The sequence below is a fragment of the Cecembia rubra genome, assembly GCF_003014575.1.
Lineage (GTDB): Bacteria > Bacteroidota > Bacteroidia > Cytophagales > Cyclobacteriaceae > Cecembia_A > Cecembia_A rubra.
This window is the reverse complement of sequence record NZ_PYGF01000007.1, coordinates 47,065-71,496: the sequence shown is the minus strand read 5'-3', so window position 1 is coordinate 71,496 and position 24,432 is coordinate 47,065. Positions and strand designations below refer to the sequence as shown.

General features: G+C 39.8%; 18 protein-coding genes. 13 read left to right on the top strand and 5 right to left on the bottom strand.

Features of this window, described 5'->3' with window-relative positions; translation table 11 throughout:
* Positions 1-8: 8 nt before the first annotated feature.
* Entirely contained in the window at positions 9-788 is a 780-nt protein-coding gene (locus CLV48_RS12990) for a S1/P1 nuclease (RefSeq protein WP_170069027.1), read from the top strand.
* 251 nt (positions 789-1,039) lie between these two features.
* On the opposite strand, the gene CLV48_RS20840 is transcribed toward CLV48_RS12990, so the two are convergent.
* On the bottom strand, positions 1,040-1,165 hold the full coding sequence (locus tag CLV48_RS20840) for a hypothetical protein (RefSeq protein ID WP_281261109.1): 126 nt from the start codon (positions 1,163-1,165) through the stop codon (positions 1,040-1,042).
* 432 nt (positions 1,166-1,597) lie between these two features.
* On the opposite strand from CLV48_RS20840, the gene CLV48_RS20655 reads away from it, so the two are divergent.
* From CLV48_RS20655 to recG, 6 genes are all read left to right on the top strand, one after another.
* Positions 1,598-1,933 (top strand): hypothetical protein, encoded by a 336-nt coding sequence (locus CLV48_RS20655; protein WP_211299945.1) that lies wholly within the window; start codon positions 1,598-1,600, stop codon positions 1,931-1,933.
* 164 nt (positions 1,934-2,097) lie between these two features.
* The gene (locus tag CLV48_RS12975) at positions 2,098-2,541 is read left to right on the top strand and encodes a styrene oxide isomerase (protein WP_106567722.1); all 444 of its coding nucleotides are present in this window, start codon (positions 2,098-2,100) and stop codon (positions 2,539-2,541) included.
* A 156-nt stretch (positions 2,542-2,697) separates the two neighbouring features.
* A complete protein-coding gene (locus CLV48_RS12970; RefSeq protein ID WP_106567721.1) occupies positions 2,698-3,261 on the top strand; it encodes a hypothetical protein in 564 nt (187 codons plus the stop codon).
* A gap of 188 nt (positions 3,262-3,449) precedes the next feature.
* Positions 3,450-5,717 (top strand): aminotransferase class III-fold pyridoxal phosphate-dependent enzyme, encoded by a 2,268-nt coding sequence (locus CLV48_RS12965; RefSeq protein ID WP_106567720.1) that lies wholly within the window; start codon positions 3,450-3,452, stop codon positions 5,715-5,717.
* On the top strand, positions 5,714-6,160 hold the full coding sequence (locus tag CLV48_RS12960) for a hypothetical protein (protein ID WP_106567719.1): 447 nt from the start codon (positions 5,714-5,716) through the stop codon (positions 6,158-6,160). Before CLV48_RS12965 ends, CLV48_RS12960 begins: the two co-directional genes overlap by 4 nt.
* A gap of 101 nt (positions 6,161-6,261) precedes the next feature.
* On the top strand, positions 6,262-8,355 hold the full coding sequence (gene recG / locus CLV48_RS12955) for an ATP-dependent DNA helicase RecG (protein ID WP_106567718.1): 2,094 nt from the start codon (positions 6,262-6,264) through the stop codon (positions 8,353-8,355).
* 45 nt (positions 8,356-8,400) lie between these two features.
* Here the strand turns inward: recG and CLV48_RS12950 are convergent, their stop codons facing one another.
* Positions 8,401-9,507 carry a Gfo/Idh/MocA family protein gene (locus CLV48_RS12950; RefSeq protein WP_106567717.1) on the bottom strand — a complete coding sequence of 369 codons (1,107 nt, stop codon included), beginning with the start codon at positions 9,505-9,507 and terminating at the stop codon, positions 8,401-8,403.
* 147 nt (positions 9,508-9,654) lie between these two features.
* On the opposite strand from CLV48_RS12950, the gene CLV48_RS12945 reads away from it, so the two are divergent.
* Positions 9,655-10,551: a sterol desaturase family protein gene (locus CLV48_RS12945; RefSeq protein WP_106567716.1), complete on the top strand. Its 897-nt coding sequence runs from the start codon at positions 9,655-9,657 to the stop codon at positions 10,549-10,551.
* A gap of 28 nt (positions 10,552-10,579) precedes the next feature.
* Positions 10,580-11,515 (top strand): proline iminopeptidase-family hydrolase, encoded by a 936-nt coding sequence (locus CLV48_RS12940; protein WP_106567715.1) that lies wholly within the window; start codon positions 10,580-10,582, stop codon positions 11,513-11,515.
* A gap of 7 nt (positions 11,516-11,522) precedes the next feature.
* Here CLV48_RS12940 and CLV48_RS12935 read toward each other — a convergent pair whose 3' ends face one another.
* Positions 11,523-12,092, bottom strand: coding sequence for an ATP-binding protein (locus CLV48_RS12935; protein ID WP_425430712.1), 570 nt, complete (start codon positions 12,090-12,092; stop codon positions 11,523-11,525).
* A 95-nt stretch (positions 12,093-12,187) separates the two neighbouring features.
* The gene (locus CLV48_RS12930; protein ID WP_106567713.1) at positions 12,188-13,822 is read right to left on the bottom strand and encodes a carboxylesterase/lipase family protein; all 1,635 of its coding nucleotides are present in this window, start codon (positions 13,820-13,822) and stop codon (positions 12,188-12,190) included.
* A 721-nt stretch (positions 13,823-14,543) separates the two neighbouring features.
* Here CLV48_RS12930 and CLV48_RS12925 point away from each other — a divergent pair.
* The 4 genes from CLV48_RS12925 (at position 14,544) to CLV48_RS12910 (ending at position 23,223) form a co-directional block, all read left to right on the top strand.
* The gene (locus CLV48_RS12925; RefSeq protein WP_106567712.1) at positions 14,544-17,486 is read left to right on the top strand and encodes a SusC/RagA family TonB-linked outer membrane protein; all 2,943 of its coding nucleotides are present in this window, start codon (positions 14,544-14,546) and stop codon (positions 17,484-17,486) included.
* A gap of 18 nt (positions 17,487-17,504) precedes the next feature.
* The gene (locus tag CLV48_RS12920; RefSeq protein ID WP_106567711.1) at positions 17,505-19,142 is read left to right on the top strand and encodes a RagB/SusD family nutrient uptake outer membrane protein; all 1,638 of its coding nucleotides are present in this window, start codon (positions 17,505-17,507) and stop codon (positions 19,140-19,142) included.
* Positions 19,143-19,426: 284 nt separating this feature from the next.
* The gene (locus tag CLV48_RS12915; RefSeq protein ID WP_245889554.1) at positions 19,427-19,888 is read left to right on the top strand and encodes a hypothetical protein; all 462 of its coding nucleotides are present in this window, start codon (positions 19,427-19,429) and stop codon (positions 19,886-19,888) included.
* An 8-nt stretch (positions 19,889-19,896) separates the two neighbouring features.
* The gene (locus CLV48_RS12910; RefSeq protein ID WP_245889553.1) at positions 19,897-23,223 is read left to right on the top strand and encodes a VCBS repeat-containing protein; all 3,327 of its coding nucleotides are present in this window, start codon (positions 19,897-19,899) and stop codon (positions 23,221-23,223) included.
* Positions 23,224-23,228: 5 nt separating this feature from the next.
* On the opposite strand, the gene solA is transcribed toward CLV48_RS12910, so the two are convergent.
* A complete protein-coding gene (solA, locus tag CLV48_RS12905) occupies positions 23,229-24,389 on the bottom strand; it encodes an N-methyl-L-tryptophan oxidase (protein ID WP_106567708.1) in 1,161 nt (386 codons plus the stop codon).
* Between the last annotated feature and the right edge of the window lie 43 nt (positions 24,390-24,432).

Sequence of the window (24,432 nt, the reverse complement as noted above, 5' to 3'; positions counted from 1 at the left end):
ATCAACATATGAAAACTACCAAACAATTGACATTGGCCATTTTATTGGTCATTAGTACTCAGTCCAGTTCTTTTGCATGGGGAGCAATCGGTCACTATGTAATTGGAAAACTGGCAGAATGGCAGATGAAACCACAAACTGTAGAGAAAGTTGAAGCCATTTTGAATAAAGAGTCCATTTCAGGTGTGGGTGTTTGGATGGATAATATTCGCTCTGATAAAAAATATGAATATACCTACACCTGGCATTGGGTGACTACAGCAAATGGGGAATATGATCCTTCCATTCAAGAGCCCACTGGAGATGCCTATTCTGCATTCCTAAAAATAAAAGAAACCTTGAAAAAGGGGGGATTGAGTGCCGAAGAAGAAAGGGATCAGCTTCGAATGTTGATCCATATAGTAGGAGACTTACATCAACCTTTTCATGTAGGCAAACCAGGAGACCGCGGAGGAAATGATGTCAAAGTAAGCTATTTCAACAAGGAGACCAATATCCATTCAGTCTGGGATTCCGATCTCATCGAAAACAAGAAGATGAGTTACTCAGAGATTGCTACAGAGCTTCAAAAAAGAATCAGTCCGGAATTGGTTGGCCATTATAACTCAAAAACACCTGCAGACTGGTTAAGAGAGGCAGTTGCAATCAGGCCAGCCATGTATGATATTCCGGCAAACGGAAGAATTGGTTATGAGTATATTTACAAGCATTACCATCATGTTGAGGAAAGGTTGATTGCTGCCGGAATCCGTCTCGCTCTGGTTTTGGAAGAAATCTATGGATCTTAAATTCTTATAATTGTCTTTTGGTACTTATCGGATAATATGCACTTATTGCCTGTGTGAGGCAGGGCTTGGGGCAAGGTTTTGACAGGAATTTCCAATATTTTATTGGTCCTGGGCATAAAGACCTTGAACTTTTTGCAGGTTATGCCATTTAAGGTGGTTTTCACTTTTTCAAAATGATAAGCGCATTCAATCAGCAAGGATATTAAATATATCCTGATCAAAGGATTAATATTTAATGAACATAACATGAATCATTCTTTATAACCTAGACCAATTACCACAGCCATTTGAAATATTGGGATGGTGTCGATGAAATCGAGCAACACATCAAACAAACCATAGCCTTTGACATTTATCGCATTTGCTTTACTTCCCATTACCCTGTTCACATTGAGAACAAGAGGTCTATAGATAAAATGATTTGCCTGTCTACCAAAAGGCGGTTGACCACGCAAAGGCCAAATATGCGGGACAAATTGAAATCTATAAAAGTTTGGGAATTGACTATTTTCCAGAAAAGTCTGGGCTTATCCAGAATTTTGAGACCGAGTTAAGTTTAGACTATCCCCTTGGATCTATTCATTTTGTGGGTTTTTTTAGGATGGACAACCCTGGGAGATTGATGGTCCTCAATTGGTTTTTGAAAAAGGGATTCATGAATTTTTTTGCAATAACATTCAAAAAGCCCTTAGGAGGTATTTTGAAATTATATTACATATGCTGGGGTATGATTGTCCCAGAATCCTCAGGCACTTGGCCAAAATCAAAATGTAAAACCACAGCAAATTCTTCTTTGATAAGCAGGCTTCTTGAAATCTGAATTATATGCCTCAAACATTGGAAGTTACAGCCCCGGCAGGGAAAATTGTCGAAATAAATACCCGAGGGCTTTACTAGAAAATGGCTTCCAAACTTATCCGGGTAAGTTTGGTTTAAAAAACCTAAAGGAATTGAAAGTCCCAATTAGTCTCCATTCCGATTGTCACCATCCTAAGGATATAATCGGGGAATATGGAAATAAAGCACAACTATTGATGGAGTTAGGCTTTAAGGAATTAATGAAGTTAAAGGCTAATGATTGGCAGTCCAAACCTTTCGATCAAAATGGTTTTGCTAAGGAGAGAAATTCAAAAGTAGGTATTTAAGGGTCCGGGCCGTATATTTTTTTGCATAGATCGCCAAAAACTATGCGTTATTGACTCTTCCTTCTTTAAAACCATATAATTCTGATCATTAGTGATTTACAGTATTTTTTGTAACTTTATTTACAAAAAATGAATATTTGTTCCACCCTGATAACCCTTTGATTATGAGCATTTCCCCTAAAGTACATTTACAGTCCAACCGTTTACTGTTTTTTGGAAGTCTATTGTTTTTTCTAGGTTTGGTTGTAGGCCTTTTTGTTCCAATCCTTGAAAACCCCAGAATGGGATTATCCTCCCACCTAGAAGGCATTATGAATGGGATTTTCCTTTTGGTTTTGGGGATCATTTGGCCAAAAATAAATTTATCTCAAAGAATGCTTAATCTGACTTTTTGGTTAACCATTTATGGTTCTTTTGCCAATTATTTGGTAGTGCTTATAGCAGCGGCAACTGGTTCAGGTAGAATGATGCCTTTGGCAGGAGGCAAAGAAGGCCCTGCATTGGTTGAAGGTTTGGTGACATTCATGCTAATTAGCCTATCTCTGGCCATGTTGACGGTAAGTGTTTTGGTGCTTTCGGGACTTTACTTGCGATTGAGACATAGTTGAAATATTTAGCTTACAAAAAAACATTTTTCAAATACAATAAATAGTGGTTCGTATTTTTAGTTGAATTGAATCAATAATGTTTGACGCAAATAATTTGACTTTTCCGTTTTATTTTAAGATATTACCAATATCTATAAACCAAAAATATAATATTTTATGGGTATACCTATTATTTCAAATGTAGTTAACGGAATTAAGGGTGGAGTTAAAGCAACCTTCAAAGGTACGGCTGATACTGGTAGTGTATTGGCAAATTCCGTAAAGAACCTTGCTGTTACAACGATTAAAGGCACAGGAGAGCTCGCTGTAAAGGGAATTCAAGTGCCTGCTTCTATTGTCTCTGGCGCTTTTCAGGGGGTAGCAGATATTGGTGTTTCAGTAGTTAATTCCGCCAAAGGAATTGTCAATGGAACTATTCAAGGTGCTATGGATTCTGGAGTCAATCAAAAGGATGCTGTTGAAGGTAGTGTGAAACAAGCTATTGAATCCGCAAAAGATCTAGGAGAAGATGTTGCCGAAGTGGCAGTAGAAGCAGTTAAAGGAGCTGTTAATGGTGTCAAACAAGTAGGGGGGGATACAATTGGTGCGGCTAAAGATGCTGTGGTGGCTGCCTTAGATGCTGCTAAAGATATAGGAGGAGAAACAGTAGAATCAGTCAAGTCTGCCCTGCATTCCAGTGTGGATGGTGCCAAAGATATTTTAAATGAAATTAGAAAATAAAACGAAATTTCATAAATCATTGGAATAAAGAACAATTTCAATTCTAGAGGTTTTCAAAAGAAAACCTCTTTTTTTAAGCTAACTAATTTATTGCATCCAAATTTTGTACAAAAAAACTATCGAAATAATATGTTTCAAAGAACTCACATTTTTTGGAAATTGCTGGAAGAATATTCTAAATTCCTACTATGCTTGGATTGATTAAAACTTACCTGAATGTTGAAATTCTCAATTTCAAAAAGCTGAATGGTTATGACAATGCCAACTACCTGGTCGAAACCAAAGAGGGGAAGTTGATTTTCAAAACCTATCCTTATTCAGAAAAGACATTTGATCTGCTCCAAACAGAAACTGATATTCTACATAGCTTACAACATCAATTTAAGGGTAGGGTCCCCCATCCTGTACCTTTTGAAGATGGCCTGTATGTGAAATTGATGGAATGGGATGGCCAAAAACTCCTCGGAAGATTGCTGACTTTTCTGGAAGGGGAGTTTTTTGGAAACCTAAACCCTGAAGCAGCGGATTATCAGGACCTAGGTAGATTTTTAGCCGATTTGGATCTTGAATTGGGCAAAAAAAGCAGTTATGTCCTCGCGTCCAGAAAGTGGGAATGGGACCTACAATACCTTGAACTCATCCAAAAATACCTTGAGGATATTCCCTCTGCGAAAGACCGAAATACGGTTAAGTACTTTTTGCAACAACATGAAGAAGTAGTCAGGCCATTGCTGCCCCATTTGCGGAAATCCATCATTTACAATGATGCCAATGAATGGAATATCCTTTTAAATAAGGATCAGCAAATTTCCCTGATTGATTTTGGGGATTTGGCCTATTCTCCCCTGATCAATGAGCTTGCGGTAGCCATGACTTACGCAGCTTATGAAAAGGAAAATTACCTGGATTGGTGCTTGGAATTGCTCAAAGGATACCATTCCAAACTTGCCCTGACTGAACAAGAGCTTGCATTATTGTATTACCTGATAGCAGGCCGGCTTTGTATCAGTGCATGCAATTCGGCACATGCCCGGAGAGTTGATCCGGAAAATGCATATGCTTCTATCAGCGAGGACAATGCCTGGAAAATGTTGTATGCCTGGCTCAAGATTAACCCAATAGGAGCAGAGAATGCATTTAGGTTGGCAGTAGGTCTTAACCCACGACCGGTAAAAACTTTAGATGAAAGTCTGTCCTATCGCTATCAATACCTAAGTAAAATCCTATCAGTAAGTTATTCTAAACCCATCCAAATGGAAAGGGCTGCTTTTCAGTACATGTATGATGTCAAAGGAAACACCTTTTTGGATGCCTATAACAATATTCCCCATGTGGGCCATTCCCATCCCAAAGTAGTGGAAGCAGGACAGAGGCAAATGGCTAAGCTGAACACCAATACCCGCTACCTTTACGATTTATTGCCACAATATGCAGAGAAGCTTTTGGCTAAATTCCCATCTTCCTTAAACCGGGTATTTTTTGTGAATTCAGGCAGTGCGGCTTCTGATCTTGCCATCCGCATGGCCAAGTGGCATACCAATAGGGAAGGTATTATGATTATGGAACATGGTTACCATGGCAATACGCAGATCTCTATTGATATCTCGGATTACAAATTCAGCAATCCAAAAGGACAGGGCCAAAAGGACTATATTCTGAAAGTTCCTATTCCGGATGCCTTCCGTGGAAAATACAGCTATGACCCTGGAAATCAAGGGAAGAAATATGCGACCGAAGCAGTAGAGTTGGTGAATCAATTTAAGTACCCTATCGCTGCATTCATTGCTGAACCTATTGTAGGCTGCGGAGGGCAGGTACCCTTGGCTCCAGGGTATCTTCAGGAGCTTTATCCGGCAATTCGGGCACATGGGGGTCTTTGTATTTCCGATGAGGTACAGACAGGATTTGGAAGGGTTGGGGATCATTTTTGGGGATTTGAGCAGCATGGGATAGTGCCGGACATGGTGATATTAGGCAAACCCATGGGCAATGGACACCCTATGGGTGCAGTGGTCTGTACCCAGGAAATTGCGGACTCATTTGAAAAAGGGGTTGAGTTTTTCAGTTCCTTTGGTGGGAATCCCGTTTCCTGTGCTATGGGTTTGGCTGTGTTGGAGGTTATGGAAGAGGAAGGATTGCAGGAAAATGCATTGGAAGTGGGCAACTATTATAAATCTCTTTTTGTGCAATTGCAGCAACAATATGCTTGTATAGGAGATGTCAGGGGTTCGGGTTTGTTTTTGGGGGTTGACTTGGTCAAACCCGGAACAAAGGAGGAAGATGAACAGTTGGCAAAATTGATCAAAAACCAGCTTCGGGAAAAGTATATCCTGATCAGTACAGATGGTCCTAAGGACAGTGTCTTGAAGACCAAACCCCCTTTGATTTTCACAAAGGAGAATGCTTTGAAGGTAGTAGAGGAAATGGAAAGGATTTTATATAAATTGAAAAGATGAAATTTGAAAAATTGAATATCCCACAAGCGCTTCAGGATAATCAGCATGTGAGTTCACTGTCTGCATATTTGGTCGCCATGGAAAAGATGGTAATAAATCAATCGCTTATTGAACAGATCAATGCTGAAATCAGAAATTGTAATCAAGAGAAAGACGAAAAGCAGTTTTTGTTTAAGCTTCAGAAAGCAAAGTCCATGATCTTAAATTTGGTCGAAAAGGAAGCTAAAATAGTTCCTAAAGGCTTCTACCAAAAAAAGTGGATGGTCTTGGGAATGGCTGTATTTGGGATTCCTTTTGGGGTGGTTTTTGGAGCTGCTTTCGGGAATATGGCCTTCATCGGTATAGGCATTCCATTAGGTTTGGCAATAGGCATTGCTTTGGGGACTTCCCAAGATGAAAAAGCCAAGGAAGAGGGAAGGCAGCTAGATGTGATGGTTAAATAATGTGTTCAAATCTATTTTTTTTGAAGCTGCATTCGTCTGATTTATTACTTTTATGAAAATGAAGGTTTAATTGATGTTGTCAGAATTTTAAATCATTCCTCTTGTCCGGTTTTTTTGATACCAAAATTGATTACCTCCGCGGTGTAGGTCCCCAAAAAGCAGCTTTGATCAACAAGGAGCTGAATATTTTTACCTATGGGGAGCTGATCCAACATTATCCCTTCCGCTACGAAGACAGGACCAAGTTTTATAAAATCCGGGAAATCACCGAAGACCTGGAAAATGTGCAGGTAATTGCCAAAATCCGTTCGGTAGAAACCATAGGAGATGGCAGAAGGAAGAGATTGGTAGCCCATATTTATGATGATACAGGGGAAATGGAGCTCACCTGGTTTAAAGGGCTACAATGGGTAGAAAAAAAGTTACTGGTGGCTGTGCCATTTGTATTTTATGGCAAACCCAACCGCTATGGGCGGAAATTCAGTATTGCCCACCCGGAAATGGAACCTCTTTCCCAGGTTCAGGAAGAAAAAAGTTTTTTCCAGCCGGTTTATTCAACCACGGAGAAATTAAGGTCCAAATACCTGGACTCCAAAGGCATTTCCAAAATTATGGAAGGCTTGGTACATGTTTCCTATCCACAGATTCAGGAAACTTTGCCTTTAGATATTTTGCATCGTTTTAACCTGATTCCTAAACGGGATGCGCTCAAACAGATCCATTTCCCGGACAATCCTGAAATCCTAAAAAAAGCACGGTTCAGGTTGAAGTTTGAGGAGTTCTTTTTCGTTCAGCTCAGGCTATTGAAGCTCAAACTGACCCGTACCGAAAAATCCCATGGGCAGGTACTGAATCAAACAGAGCTGTTGACGAAGTTTTATAAAGAACATTTGCCATTCCAACTTACCGAAGCCCAGAAACGGGTAGTAAGGGAAGCCTATGGGGACATGAAGTCTGGTAAACAAATGAACAGGCTGATCCAGGGTGATGTGGGAAGCGGAAAAACCATGGTAGCCTTTATCTGTATTTTGATTGCTATCAGTTCAGGTGCTCAAGCTTGTCTCATGGCCCCTACGGAAATTCTCGCCAATCAACACTATGAAGGTTTGAAGGTATATGCAGACCTGATGGGCTTAAATATTGCTCTGCTTACTGGATCCACAAAGAAATCTGCCAGAAATGTAATCCATGAAATGTTGCGTTCAGGAGACCTGCACATCATCATTGGTACCCATGCCCTTTTGGAAGATGTGGTACAGTTTAGAAACCTAGGTTTGGCTATAGTAGATGAGCAGCATCGTTTCGGCGTCGCCCAGCGCGCCAAGCTTTGGGCGAAGAATGAGCATTTTTATCCACACGTGTTGGTTATGACCGCCACGCCGATTCCAAGGACTTTGGCGATGACTTTGTATGGAGATTTGGACATTTCGGTAATAGATGAATTACCGGCAGGAAGGAAGCCAATTCAAACTGTACACCGTTATGACAAAGACCGATTGAAAGTCTTTGGCTTTATGCGCAAGCAAATTCATGAAGGAAGACAAGTATATGTGGTCTATCCATTGATCCAGGAATCAGAGACTATGGATCTTAAAAACCTCATGGATGGGTATGAAAGTATTTGTAGGGCTTTTCCTGAATATCCTGTAAGTATTGTGCATGGCGATATGAAGGCAGGGGATAAGGATTTCGAGATGCAGCGTTTTGTCAAGGGAGAGACCAAGATCATGGTGGCGACTACTGTGATCGAGGTGGGTGTGAATGTTCCCAATGCCTCTGTGATGATTGTAGAAAATGCAGAGCGTTTTGGTTTGTCCCAATTGCATCAGCTACGGGGAAGGGTAGGCCGTGGGGCAGATCAGTCGTATTGCATCCTCATGACCAAATATGAACTGTCCAAAGACAGTAGGGTGAGGTTAGAAACCATGGTAAGAACCAACAACGGATTTGAAATAGCGGATGTGGATCTGAAACTCCGTGGCCCAGGTGACCTGATGGGTACGCAGCAGAGTGGTTTAGCGGATTTGTTGATTGCAGATTTGAGCAAAGATGCTCCTATACTCACCTTGGCAAGAGATGCAGCAGAACAATTGCTTCAGGATGATCCGGAACTTGTCCGGCCCGAACATGCCATGGTAGTCCGTCAAATCAGGGCACAGAAAAAGCATGAAATCAATTGGAGCAGGATTTCATAATTTTAAAAGACCTTTCAGGTTATTGGAATCTGAAAGGTCTTTCACTTAAATCACCACCCGCTGTCCTGTTTCAGCAGATTCCAAAATGGCTTCAACAATTCGGATATCCCTTAAGCCTTCTTCCCCTGGTACCAGCAAAGGTCTGTTTTCCATTATGGCCATGGCATCCTGATCCATTTGGTTGGCCTGTTGCCAAGGGACTTGATAAGGGAAATTGATTTCACCAAGCGGGCTTTTCCCTTTATTTCCAGCATAGGCCTGAAAGGGAGCCAATTCTATGGTTCCATCTTCGCAACGGATATTGAGGAAATTGACATTTTCATAAAAGGTGGTTTTGATATTGCCTATGGCTCCATTTGGAAACTCTAGTACTGCCTCTACTACTTCACCTAATCCGTCTTTGTATATTTCAGGTCTTTCTGTATAGACTTTTGCATAAGTTACTGCTACGGGTTCCATGTTTGCGCCTAGCCTTGCTCCTTGAATGGAGTATACACCCATATCATAGATTACCCCACCTCCCATTTCTCTTTTCTGTTTCCAATGGTCTGTACGGTTTTCCCTGTACCCCGCTGCACAATCAAGTCCCAGTACCTTGCCCAGCTTTTCATTCTTTACAATTTCCTGGAATGCCTGGGTATTGGGTTCATGTTGGAGGCGGTAGCCAATAGATAAAGTAACATTATTTGCCTTGCAGGTATCGATCATGGCCTGACATTCTTCTACCGAAACAGCCATGGGTTTTTCGCACCAAACATGTTTTCCTGCTTTAGCAGCTCTAATGGTATACTCCATGTGCATAGAGGGGGGTAGCACTATATAGACCACATCGATATCGGGATTGTCCTTGATGCGGTCAAATTGCTCGTAATTGTAGATGTTTTTGTCCGGGATATTGTATTTGGCTTTCCACGCCTCTGCTTTGGAAGGAGTCCCGGTAACAATTCCTGCCAGGTAACAATGTTCCGTTTGTTGGAGGGCAGGTGCCAAGAGGTCAGTGCTATAATAGCCCAGGCCGACTAAAGCGACACCTAACTTGTCTTTTTTCTTTTCTTCAGATTTACAAGCCATTAGGCTAAAAGGTGAAACCAAACTCAGGCCAGCTCCCAAGGCCATGGTTTTGATTGCGTCTCTTCTGTTTTTGGTGCTCATAGGAGTAGGATTGAAAGGTATGTTTACAATTTAAGGATTTCTTTTGGTCAATTAAAGCTGAATAAAATGTAAGATTTCCTTTAAATCTCCTAAAATTTTCTGTATATTGGAAGATTACGAAAAAATTTTTGTCACTCATTAATCAATATGTCAAAAGAAAAATTAACCCTTGATCAAGTCTTATCCCTCGATTTACCCAATATCATTTTGTTTGCTGCACCGGTAATGATCGGACTGGTTGCTTTGGAATGGTTTCTATCTTACAAGGAAAAGAAAGATTATTATGATGGCAAGGATACTATAGCGGCTACTGTCATCGGTTTGGTAAACGTGGCCATGAGTGCAGGATTAAAGGTAATTACATTTGGAGTCATTTTATTTTTCTATAACCTTGTTCCCTGGTCTTTTCCAAATACTTGGTGGTCATTTGTAGTCTGTTTATTTTGGTTAGATTTTTGGAGGTATTGGGCGCACAGAATTTCACATGAAAACAGGTTTTGGTGGGCCACCCATGTCACTCACCACAATTCTGAAAAATATAATTGGTCAGTTTCCTTTCGCTTGAGCTGGACACAGCATATTAAAATTATTTTCTTTATTCCGGTGGCATTGGCCGGTTTTCACCCAGTGATGTTTTTTATAGTTCATCAGTTGGCGGTTTTATACCAATTTTGGATCCATACGGAATATATTGATAAATTGCCCAGGCCGATAGAGTATATATTTACTACACCTTCACACCATCGGGTTCATCATGCTTCCAATGAAAAATATTTGGACAAGAATTATGGTTCAACGTTCATCATTTGGGACAGGATGTTTGGGACTTTTATGCCTGAGGAAGAAAGGCCAGCCTATGGACTGACCAAGCAGGTGAAATCCTACAATCCGCTTACTCTAAATTTTCACGAATGGGCAGATATATTCAGAGATGTCAAAAACTCCAGTTCATTAAAGGAGGCCTTTGCGATGGTATTTACCAGGCCAAGTGAGCTCCAGGAAATGAAAGCTAAATTTAAAGAAAAAGAGCGAGTTAAAGTTTAATTTTACACAGGATCCCTTATGGTATAACATGAAAAGTAGCTACATAATCATCGCCCTGTTTATTCTGTTTTTTTCATGTTCTCCTAAGCAAATTATTGATTCCAAAGAAGGCTTTGTCGAGGTCAATGGTGGAAGAATCTGGTATGAGGTATTTGGTTCGGGCCCTAAGCCTCCTATTCTTTTACTTCATGGTGGACCTGGAGGAACCAGCTTAGGTTTTGAGCCTTTGAAAGAACTGAACTATGATGGACCGATTATTTTTTGGGATCAATTGGGGTCGGGAAGATCCGACACTTTGCTTGACACTACTTTGATGACCATTGAGAATTATGTAGATCAGGTAGAAAGATTGAGAAAACACTTGAATTTGCAGGACTTTGTACTTTATGGACATTCTTGGGGGACCATGCTGGGCATGGATTATTACCTGAGATATCCGGAAGAGGTAAAAGCCATCATTTTCAGTAGCCCTCTTTTCAGTACAAATCTTTGGATCGCAGATGCAGATACTCTTATTGCTACTTTGCCGGATTCTGTTCAACGCGTAATCCGTTACCATGAGTCAATGGGTACCTATGATGCCCTGGAATATCAGGAGGCAACAAATTTATATTACAGCCTCTATGTCACCCGTAAAGAAAGACCGAAGGTGGATAGGAGCCATCTCAACTTGGTATCAGGAGCGAATGTATACCTCTATATGTGGGGTCCAAGTGAATTTACCTCTACTGGAACCTTGAGAAATTATGACCGGCTTGAATTCTTGCCTACAATCAGTGTGCCTGTCTTGATGTTGACAGGTGAATACGATGAAGCTAGACCAAGTACAGTACAACATTATGCCAGTTTGGTTCCCAATTCCAAATTTGAAGTTATACCGGATGCAGCCCACAGCACCTTAAATGACAATAAAAGAGCAACTTTGAAGGGGGTTAGGGAATTTTTGGGAATGATTTCAAATTAAGTTTTTGTCATTCAATCCAATCCAAATAATTGGTTTTGTTGATTTCCTGCCATTTGGCATTGGGGTAGGCTTTTTCAAAGGCAACTGGGATTTTGGCTTTTTTTTCACTCCACTTGCATTCAAAAGCCTGAATTTCTTGATGGCTGTTGATTTCCAACAAATCAATTTCCTGTCCATCGTAAGTTCTCCAGAAATAATATTGGGGATAATACACTTTGGAAGAGTTTCTCTTTATCCTTTCAGTGATAATAAACTGTTCCCAAAGTAATCCCAAATCATTTCTTAATTCTACGGGACTAAAATTATTGATCAGGGCATTCCTGATACCATTATCATGAAAGTACCATTTTTTACTTTTGGTGACTTCTTTACGGAGATTCTGACTATATCCGCTTAGAGGAAAAATGACAAATACCTTGGAAAGCAAATCCAAATAGCGTTCCACAGTATCCTTGCTGATATGGAGACTGTTTCCCAATTCTACCGTACTTACCTGAGATCCTACCTGCCATGCCAGTAATTTTAACAATTTAAAAATTATATCAGCCCCTTTTACATTACTATAGGCTAATAAAATAGCGCAATTAATATAAATTAGGCTAATCTATTGGCGTAATTAACAAAAAATGGGGTATTACTACCCCATTCTAAAATCCACTGGATTAAATCCGTTTACTTATTATTCCCATAAAAACGGTCATGGAACTTGTATCTGGCATCGTTTTGGGCTTTTATCGCTTTGGATGCTGTATCGATCACCATTACAGGAGGATTTTCGTCATTGGCTGAGGCCTTTGGCCATTCCGGAAGTCCTACGCCATTTGGATTGTGTGTTTTGATAAAGTTGGCGAAGTACTTAAACATGGTTTCAGAAGTTTTGTAATCATCAGCTGTCCAGGCAAATTCTTTGATCCGGTCCAAATTGCCCATGGCATATTCTATTTCTGCTGCATGAGGTGCACCAAGATCTTTGGGTCTGTGCGGTGCATCGCTTGCCCTTCTGGAGGTACCTCCAGCCAATCCTGCTTCCAAAGTTTCATCCACTAGCGGGGGTCTTAATTTAGCATAAAGGTAGCGGTATACAGGTTGGCCTGAATTTTTGCGATGCAGGTCAAACCATTTCCATGTGCTATAAGAAATAAACCTGTCCCCAGCAAGATCCATCGCAGAAAAAGCGACCTGTTCTTCGGTTTCATGGGGATATAAGTTTAAAACTTCCGTATAGTCATTTGGATAAGCCTGTTTTACTTTGATAATGAAGTTTTCCTTTGAAAGAGACAAACCCTGCATAAATGCTGCACCTGGGTTTTCCTGAGTATTCCAACCTAGGAGTAAAGGTACTTGGGCCTGTTCTCCGGCATTGAAGATTTCTGTCAGTGTTTTTGGCAATAAATAGCCATCCAGTACAACAGGGAAGCCAAACCTTCCTGATTCATTATACATTTCATAAATATCCCTTGTTGGGAGTTTTCTAGCTTCTGCAATACTTTTGATGCCAAACTTCTCAAAAAATTCCATACCTACTTGTTCCGCTTCTTTCAAGGATGTCGGTGCAAGGGCAGTAATACCGGCTCCACTCTCACCAATGGCCGCAGCGATGAGATTTTTGGATAGAGGAGAGGCCATTTGATAGCTGACTGAAATGGAACCGGCAGATTCTCCGGCGATGGTTACTTTCTTAGGGTCTCCACCAAAAGCAGCAATGTTTTCCTGTACCCATTGGAGTGCCAGTGCTTGGTCCAATAGACCATAGTTGCCAGAGGCTTTATAAGGAGCTTCTGCACTGAGTTCAGGATGGGCCAGAAAGCCAAATACCCCCAATCTATAATTGATAGTTACTACCACAATTCCTTCTTTGGCCATGTTTTCACCATCATAGCGTGGTTCCGAACCATCACCCGCAACGAATCCGCCACCAAAGAAGTAAACCAAAACAGGCAGGTTTTTGGAATTTCTGGAAGCTGGTGACCAGACATTGAGGTATAGACAATCCTCACTTACGCCATTTGACCGGGAATTCATATCTCCCCAAATAAGTTTCTGAACTGGCCTTGGCCCAAATTCTTTTGTTTCTTTTACCCCTATCCAATTTTCAATTGGTTGGGGTGCCTTCCACCTAAGGTCTCCTATTGGCGGTTTGGCAAATGGTATTCCGAAATACTTTTGAATTCCGCTTTTTGTATCATAAAACCCTTCAATGGTTCCGTTTTTGATTTTTGCCTGAACGGGAAATCCATCTTTGCCTTGTGCCAGTACCAAAGCGAGTGTAAATAGGAAAAACCCAAAGGAAAGGAAGACTTTTGTCATTGGAATAGTTGTTTGGTGTTTATTGTGTATTATATACACAATGATAAATCAAATTAATCAAATTATCAATGAATGTCTATTTTTCTCTTGGATGGGGAAGTCTTATTCTTAGACCTAAAAATCATACAGTGTAGTTTTCTTCTTTCCAGAGTTCTCACCCATATTAGTTGGCCTAGCTTATTACTTTTTTCCAGATTTAGCTTTGTACATCTCTTCAAGTAAGCAGGTTGGATTTAATTGAAGCTTATTTTATCTTATTAAATGTTAGACGATTAAGTGAGATTTTGATTTCCAAATGTTAATAATTTACATTAAATGAAATTTTGAAATTTCCTTTGTTTTTTCACATCCATATAAAAATTTTAATATTTCGCCAGCTTGGACAACAAAAGAGTGCCTAGATCCATTTTTTTTACTGGTTTTGTTAAAAATTTGGAACACTCTACATCTTTTTTTTGAAGTGAATTTTCTTTGTTAAACAAATTCTGTAAATCAAATTATATGCAAAATTATATTTTGAATTGAATTATTGATTTTTGTTTCGAATATATCGCATTTAATTTACAAAATATGTAAAAAATGAAAGTAATAATCTTTTAAAGCCTTTGTGAAAAAATTTTATTTTGAAAATATTGTTTTTAGTATTATTTTTCGATACGCTACCTATTTTGTTCTGGCGGGATAAAGCAAAATATTATTAACATTTAAACCCATTAAACCTATGAAAAAACAATTATGGAATTTTATGTTCCTGTTGTTTTTCCTGTTGAGTTTTAGCCTAGGCGCTGCCTTTGCCCAACAGGGACAAATAACAGGAAGGATTACTGATTCAGATTCGGGTGAAGGGATCCCTGGAGTCAGTGTGTTGGTGAAGGGTACTACAAGAGGTACTATTACTGATATAGATGGCAACTATTCCATCATGGCTTCCACGGCCGATGTACTAGTGATTTCTTTTATTGGATATCAAACCATTGAAGAAGTTGTTGGCAATAGGTCTGTAATTAATCTGAATCTTGCTCAATCAGTACAGGCACTTAATGAAATTATTGTAGTGGGTTATGGTACCCAAGAGCGTAAAGAAATTACCAGCGCGGTTACAAGTGTCAAAGCTGAAAATTTTAACCAAGGTACAGTCAATGATCCTAGACAATTGCTACAAGGAAAAGTAGCAGGTTTGAATATTGCTAGGCCAGGAGGTAATCCTAATAGAGGGTTTAACGTAAGGTTGAGAGGTATATCCACAGTAGGTGAAAATGCGGAACCATTAGTGGTAATTGATGGTGTGATAGGTGGATCATTGGCAACAGTGGATCCGAATGATATCGAGTCTATAGATGTATTGAAGGACGGTTCTGCTGCCGCGATCTATGGTACAAGGGGTTCTGCCGGTGTTATTTTGGTAACGACAAAATCCGGAAGAGCAGGAAGAACTGTAGTCGAGTACAATGGTAGTGGTGCAGTAGAAAATGTGGCAAGAACAATCCCTGTAATGTCAGCAGAGGAGTATAAGAGGGTTCCAAATTCAGTAGACTTAGGTGGGAATACCAACTGGCTAGAGGAAGTCACAAGAACAGCTTATACCCATGTACACAATTTATCATTAGGAGGTGGAACTGAATCCACTACATATAGGGTATCTGTAAATTCACGTAATGCCCAAGGAGTAGGGATCAATTCTGGCTTCAACCAATTTAATGCCAGATTGAATTTGACTCAGAGGGCCTTAAAAAATAAAGCTATATTTTCAACCAATATCTCCACTACTTCCATCGATAGAGAGCTAGGTAATGAAAACTCATTCAGGTATGCTATAGTAAGTAACCCGACTGTGCCAGTTAGAAGTTCATTGCCACAAGATGCAAGATTTGGAGCATACACCGAAAGAGACATTTTTGACTGGTTCAACCCAGTATCTATAGCAGAACAAAATATTGCTGATGGTAGAGACAGTAGGATTTTGGCAAGCTTGAGAGGTGAATACAATTTTACATCCAACTTTTCTGCTGCTGTATTTTATGCTACTCAGAGGGAAACAGATTGGAGAGGTTCTTATTCCCCTAAGACAGCTAAGTTTGGAGGTGGTTTTGGAAGGAATGGATTGGCCACTATCCAAAATGACACAAGACTGAATGACCTTTTTGAAACTACCGTAAATTATGGTCAGGATTTGGGCAAGGTCAATATGGCTTTACTTGGTGGTTATTCATTCCAGGAATTCTTCAATCAGGGCAGTTGGATGCAAGCAGGTAATTTCTTGACCGATGCATTTACATATAATAATATCGGAGCTGCTTTGGATTTTGCTAACGGACTTGCTGAGGTCAGAAGTTATGCTGATAAAAATAGACTTGTTGCTTTTTTTGGCAGAGCAAACTTTAACTATCAAGATACTTATTTACTTTCCATTAGTGCAAGGTATGAAGGCTCATCACGTTTTGGGGCCAATAACAAATGGGGTCTATTCCCTGCTGTGAGCGCAGGTGTAAATATTGCCAACTTAGTGGATATTACCGGAGTTACGGCATTGAAATTCAGAGCCAGTTATGGTAGAACAGGTACGCAACCTAATCAATCCTATCTTTCATTACTTAGATTTGGCCGGCAGGGCAACTTCTTCTACAACGGGCAGTTTGTACCTTCATTTGGTCCAATTTCAAACCCCAACCCGGATTTGGCCTGGGAAACAAAAGATGAATATAACGTAGGTCTTGATTTTGTAATTTTCAACAATAAGTTGGATGGAGCTATTGATTATTACACAAGGGTTACTACAGGTATGCTTTTACCTATCAATGTGCCGGTACCACCAAATTTGTTTCCAACTACAGTTTTGAACATAGGGGAAATCCAGAACTCAGGTCTTGAAGTCACCCTTAATTACAATGCTGTCCAGAAATCCTTTTTCAGGTGGACTACAGGTGTCAACTTTTCTACTTTGAGTACAAACCTGAGAAGCCTTTCCTCCGGGGATCTGAGTTTCGGAGAAGTAAATTATCGCTCTAATTTTGGATCTCCAGGCCAAAACTTGACCCAATTGATTAGAATTCAGGAAGGTGGACCTCTAGGACAGATTTGGGGGCCAATTTTTGATGGAGTCAATGAAGATGGAAGCCCAAGAATGAAAGATTTAAACGGCAGTGGAGGATACTGTAATTGTAATGAGGACAGGGCACAGTTAGGCACAGCTTATCCTACTTTCAACTTTGGTATCAACAATTCATTCTCTTATAAACAATGGGATTTGAATTTCTTCTTTAGGGGTTCAGTGGGCCACTACTTAATTAATAGCTACAGAGGATTCTATGAGAACTTGGAAGGTACAACTGTTCAGAATTACAATGTTGTCAAAACCAAGTATTATGATCCAAGGATTACCAAAGCTGAATATAACAGTAGCCATGTAGAAAAAGCGGACTTTGTCATATTGGACAATGCTACCTTAGGCTATAATTTTCTACTCGGTCCCGGCCGAAATGTGACTAGACTTAGGGCTTTTCTATCAGTTCAGAGTCCATTTATGTTTACAGGTTATACAGGTGTAGATCCAGAGGTTAGGTACCTAGATACAGAGACCAATGATCCACTGGCACCAGGTATAGAAAGAAGAGCTACTTACTTCACGACTACCATCACTACAATCGGTGTTAATTTAAGTTTCTAAGCAAAAAATTAAGTTGATATGAAAAAATTATTGAACATAAAAACCATCTTGATTGGCTTAGGATTAAGTTGCTTAACAACCACGTCCTGTGTCGATCTTGAGGAACAGGTTTACAGCCAGGTTACTGCAGACAATTTCTTCAGAACAAATGAAGAGTTTATTTCTGCACTTGGAGCGGCTTATAGTTCTTTGGGGGGATTGGGTAACCACTCTGGTCTTTGGTCCATCAATGAGCTCGCTTCTGATGAAATCGTTATTTCAACCAAAGGAGGTGATTGGTTTGATGGAGGGGTATTGTTACAGTTGCACCAACATGAATTTTTACCTGATAATCCCTTTTTCCAGAATTCTTGGAATTTCCTTTTTGGTGGCATTAATACCTGCAATCGTCTGATATTTTCTTTCCAGTCATTGGATAACCCCAATTCAGCTGCGTTTATTGGTGAGCTGAGAGCCCTGAGAGCTTTATTTTACTATTGGGCAATGGATGCATTTGGCAATATTCCTTTGGTAACTGACTTTACCGCTTTGGAATCTCCAGGTACAAAGACTAGGAAGGAAGCCTACGATTTTATCCTTTCCGAATTGAATGAGGTAATTCCATTGCTCCCGACAGCAAAAGACGGGACTACTTATGGAAGAATGACCAAATGGGCGGCATTGACTATCAGGATGAAGCTTTATCTCAATGCTGAGGTGTATACAGGTACTCCACAATGGGCTTTGGCAGCTGCTGATGCTGAGGAAATTATCAATAGTGGTCCATATAGCTTGATGCCTAGTTATAAAGACAATTTCCTTATCAACAATGCCGGTTCTACAGAAAATATCTTTGTATATCCATATGACAAGGTCTTTGCCGGAGGGTTTAACTGGGTCATGATGACATTACACATTGCCAGCCAGTCGACATATAATCTTACCCAGCAACCTTGGAACGGATACCAAACTGTTGAAGAATTTTACAATTCTTACATAGACCCTTCAAAGAACCCCGGAGTTCAAGGTCCTGTTTGGAAGGGTCTCGCATTGTCACAATCTGTTGGAACCATTGATGGTAGGTTAAGCAACTTCCTGGTAGGTCCTCAGTTCAGGTCAGATGGAAGTAGGTTGGTAGATCCTGGCGTTGAACCATTTGATGCTACAGGTAGAAACGGTGACCCTGATGGACCGCCATTGACATTTATGCCATACTTGAATGAAATTTGGCCACAGGGATTAAGACAGGCAGGAGCAAGGATTGGCAAATATGAATTTGAGATGGGCGGAACCAATAATATGAGTAATGATTTTGTCATATTTAGGTTATCAGATGTCATACTTTCCTTGGCTGAAGCAAGATTTAGACTAGGTAATACAAGCCAAGCATTGGCTTTGGTCAATCAGATTAGAGCAAGAGCCGGCAATCTCGATCCATTTACCACTTTGACAGAGGAAAATTTATTAGCAGAAAGAGGGAGGGAAATGTTTGTAGAAATGACCAGAAGGCAGGATCTTATCAGGTTCAAGAAATATGGTCAGGCTTGGTGGCCATTCCAGGGAATGAATAGACCAAAAAGAGTTCATCAGCCTGGAAGTCATTTGGAGCTTTTCCCAATTCCAGAGCCACAACTTCTAGCCAACCCAAGGCTAAAACAGAATCCAGGATACAATTAATTAAATAGGGTTTGATTTTATTAAAGGCAGGCAATAAACTTTGGTTTAAGCCTGCTTTTTTTGTCAAACAATTTGGTGAAATTTGTGCTAATCAACAGAAAATCGTAATATTTAAGTTTGGAAGTTAATAATCACTTGTAGTCATCAGCCCACCCATTTCCATTGCTATGAATCCAATAAATAAGAGTATAGTGTTCCTTTTTTTGCTTAGCTTAACAGCCTGTAATATTATTCAAAAGAATACAACAGAAAATGATCAATTGTTTTTTGGGTTTTATTTGGGAATGAAACAACAAGATTTTTTTGACCATTGTACCGAATTAAACAAAGAACAAATCATAACACAAGGCCCGGGGGGTACCACCAGTGTAGAGCATAGGATCAAGGATAAATTTTCAAGTGAAGTAAGTATGCGCTTTTTCCCCACCTTCATTGACTATAAGATATTTGAAATGCCTGTAACTTATTCTTTTATTGCCTGGGCACCATGGAACCGTCAATATTGGGCAGAAAATCTGTTGGAAGAGATTCTCGAAGAGTATAAAAAAGATTATGGAGAAGATTTTAAACTCATCAATCACCCTACTCAAGGCAAAGTATATTATAAAATTGATGGCAAAAGAAGAATCAATTTATTTGTCAAAGATGAGCAATTTGTTCAGGCTGTATTCACAGACCTAGAAGTGGAAAAAAGACTTAAATCCGAATACGAAAAGAGCATAAGTCCTGATTATAATCAAAACTGAACCAAAGCTTGGAACGAAGCAAGTATAAGGCAAAACTTTACATTAACCCTTTTTTTATTGGGATGGTTTTATGGGCCTGCCATTCAAAGAATGTGGATAGTACAGAGGAAACTCTTTTCACATCGATAAAGCCTTCTTATTCAGGAGTAGATTTTTCCAATGAACTGGTAGAAGAGGAATCTTTTAATATAATAGAATACCTTTATTTCTATAATGGTGCAGGAATAGCAGTAGGAGATATCAATAACGATGGTTTATTGGACATTTATTTTTCATCTAATCAACAGGGCAATCAACTTTATCTTAACAAAGGAAACCTTCAGTTTGAAGACATTACTGAAAAAGCAGGTCTTGTTTCACCTGGTCCTTGGAAAACCGGAGTAAGCATGGTGGATATCAATGGAGATGGATTTTTGGATATTTATCTCTGTAGGGTTAGCGGATATAAAGGACTTGAGGGTAAGAATGAACTATATATCAACAATGGAGACTTGACATTTACAGAAAGCGCAGAACTTTACGGGCTTGATTTCAAAGGTTTCAGTACCCAAGCTGCTTTTTTTGATTATGATGGAGATGGTGATTTAGATATGTATTTGTTGAATCATGCAGTCCATACTGAAAGGAGTTTTGGCCGGGCTGCACTTAGGTATATTGATAATGGTCAAGCTGGTGATAAACTTTATCGGAATAACCTGGATAAGGGTGAAATAAAGTTCTCAGCAGTAAGCAATGAAGCCGGTATTTTCTCTAGCCAAGTCGGGTATGGTTTAGGAATAGGTATAGCTGACCTTAATAAGGATGGATGGCCTGATATTTATGTTTCCAATGATTTCAATGAAAATGACTACCTGTATATCAATCAAAAAGATGGTACTTTTAAAGAAAGCATATCCAAGTCACTAACTTATTCAAGCCGCTTTTCCATGGGGAATGATCTCGCCGATATTAACAATGACACTTGGATAGATATTATGACCTTGGATATGTTGCCCGAAGATGAAAAAACCCAAAAAATGTCCGTTGGAGAAGATCCATATGAAATTTTTAAATTAAAGCTCAATTTTGGATATGAAAGGCAAGCTTCAAGGAATATGCTTCAACTGAACAATGCGGATGGGACATATTCTGAAATAGCCCAATTGGCAGGTCTTTATGCTACAGATTGGAGTTGGGCAGTTTTGTTAGCAGACTTTGACAACGATGGTCTAAAGGATGTTTTTATTTCAAATGGAATAAAGCTCAGGCCCAATGATGTGGATTACATCAATTTTATAACTGGGGCAACCTCTCTCGACCAGATAAAAAATTTAGACCTTGCAGCAAAAATGCCTGAAGGCCTTGTACCGAATTATTTTTTTAAAAATTCTGGTAACCTGCAATTTCAGGATGTATCCAAAAATTGGGGCATTTCCCAAAAGACTATCTCAAATGGGGCAGTGTATGCTGACTTGGACAATGACGGAGACCTTGATCTGATTGTCAATCATATCAACAAAAAAGCGGAAATTTTTAAGAACCAAACCATAGAAATGGATTGGGGAAATGGCAGCAATTTCATTAAAGTCAGATTTTCTGGAAATGGGCTCAATGTTTTTGGAATAGGGGCCAAAGTGATTGCTTACAGCGGTGACTTAAGTATATACCAAGAAAATTATACCAGCCGGGGATTCCAATCCAGCACTGCCCCAGAAATCCATATAGGATTAGGTCAAATAAAGACTTTGGATTCTCTTGTTGTGATTTGGCCGGACCAATCTTTCCAAAAATTGGAAAAAATCAAAGCCAATCAAACCCTCACTTTAAATCAATTTGATGCATATGGGAATTTTAAGTTTACCCAATTGAATAAACCCGTTAATTGGGAAATTATTAGTACCGAGGAATCAGGATTAGACTTCGTACACGAGGAAGATGATTATAATGATTTTAATCTAGAATCGCTTCTTCCCCACAAAATATCAAGAGAAGGCCCAGCCGCACTAATTTTTGATTTTAATGGAGATGGTCTTGAAGATGTGTTTCTGGGGGGAGCAAGTGGCCAAGAACCAATGATTTATCTACAAAACAAAAATGGCAGGTTCAAAGGTTTATGCCCGGAGGAATTGTCTCGGGATGCAGATTTTGAGGATATTACTGTCATTTGGGAGGATTTTGATCAGGATGGTTTACCCGATTTAATTGTAGGCAGAGGGGGAAATATACATAATTCATCTCCAAATTCACATTCTAAATTTTACAGGAATTTGGGCAATGGGGAATTGGCTAAAGGAATCAGTTTACCGCTTGATCCTAATCTTCAGGTCGCAAAGTTTATTCCTATGGATATTGATCAGGATGGGCTTTTGGATCTTTTTGTGGGAGGTAGGAATTGGGCTGGGAGATATGGGGAAGTCCCTCAAAGTTATCTATTGAAAAATATAGGGAATGGGCTATTTGAGGATTGGACAAAAATTTGGGGTCCTGAAATCCAATTTTCTGGGATGGTAAAAGACGCCTCTTGGGTAGATTTAAATCAAGACGGGAGTAAAAAATTAATCGTAATTGGAGAATGGATGCCAGTGAAGATTTATGGATTTGAAGGCATTAAACTAGTTGACCAAACTCACCTTTATGGCTTGGAAAACACAAACGGCTGGTGGAATACCATACGAGTCCATGATATTGATAAAAACGGGTTTCCTGACTTTATCCTTGGAAATATTGGGAAAAACACCCGCTTAAAATCTGATGCTTTGAGTCCTCTTAAAATGTGGGTTAAAGATTTGGACAATAACGGAAGTTTAGACCAAGTGATTGCTTATCCTTTGAATCACCAATATTTTCCCTTGGCAAACAGAGATGAATTGGTGAAAAGGTTACCAGCAATGAAGAAAGAGTTTGTGAGAAACTCTCATTTTGCCGGAAAAACTATTGAACAAGTATTCAAAAAAACTCCTTTGGACGGGGGGGCTTATTTTGAAGCAAAAGAATTTTCCTCCCAAGTTTGGTTAAACATGAATGGCAAATTTGAAATAATAAACCTGCCTATTCAGGCCCAATTTGCCCCGATTCAAGCCATCCATGTCCAAGACCTGGATGGAGATGGTTTGTTGGATTTGATTACTGGAGGAAATTTTATCGAAACGGCACCTTACTTTGGAGCTTATCTGGGAAGTTGGGGAAATTTGTTCAAAGGGGACGGGAAAGGGAATTTTGTACCGTTCCAAAGAGGATCTTTAGGAATTTACGGACAAATCAAGCATATTCTTCAACTCAAAGTAAAGGAAGAATTATGGACTCTCTTCATTAGGAATGATGATAAAATAGAAATTTTGAGATTTCAGCAACCTTAGTTTTTTTATTTCCATGCAAAGGGTTTAAGGTCAAATATTGTTTCATTACCAAGGATATTTGCTGCTATTGCCTCACCCAATCCAGCTGAATGCTTAAATCCATGGCCACTGCATGCTGAAGCGACTATCACCTCCGGAAAATCAGGGATTTCATCTACCACAAAATAGGAATCAGGGGTTACAGTGTAGATGCAAACTTTGGACTGGATAACCTGTTGCTCCAAATGGTTGAAACGTCCTGCAATTTTCTCTTTTATAAACTCCAGTTGTTCTTCTTGGCCAACATCCCGAGATAAAGTATCCGGATGAAATCTTTCAACAAATGACTCAGAGGCCATTTTAACCGATTGGCCGTCCAAGGAAGGGAATCCATAAATAAAATCTTCTGCATCAGGCCCAAATCCCCACATGTATACCGGTGTATTTCCCAGAGCGAAAGCTTGATTTTTAACTGGTAGCCAGTGCAAAATCTGACGGCAGATTTTAAAGTGGGATTTTACCATCCCGGGCAGAAAGTCCTTAACCCAAGCCCCTGCACTGATGACTGCCCTTCCAGCTTCAAATTCTCCCTGATTGGTTCTGACCAATACAGCGCCACTTGAAAGGGGAGTAATCCCCAATACCCTGGTGTGGGTTTTAATGATAGCCCCATTTTGCTCAGCCAATTGGAGTTGGGTGGATATGGCCAGTTCAGGCCTAAGAAACCCAGCGCTCGGTTCATAATAAACCATCCCACTTTCTTCTAAATTGAATTCAGGATGCCTTTTTCTAAGCTCATTGGCATCAAAAAGCTCGTGGGGAATTCCTGCCTCTTGGGCAAAATGGACCGTTCTTTTGAAAAAACCCTCTGACCCATGTTTGGACCAACTTTTTCCCCCTGAGTCAAAGAGTAAGCCTCCTGTGGAAGTCATAATTTCCTTCCCGCTTATTTTTTCAATTTCCCTCCAAATTTCATGAGAGCGCATGACAACAGGAACAAAATCCATCCCTTCTCCTACCGCAAGCCGCGTGATACGGGATTCTCCATGGGAAGATCCCATGGTATGTGGAGGAGCGAATTGGTCAATTCCCAAAATCCTTTTTCCGGATTTGCTCAATTGCCATAGTGTGGAACAACCTAAGGCTCCCAACCCAATGACTGCTATATCAAAAACCTTGCCTTGCATTCTGCTTATTTTTTCAAACTTAGAATTAAGCCTTTGATGAGAC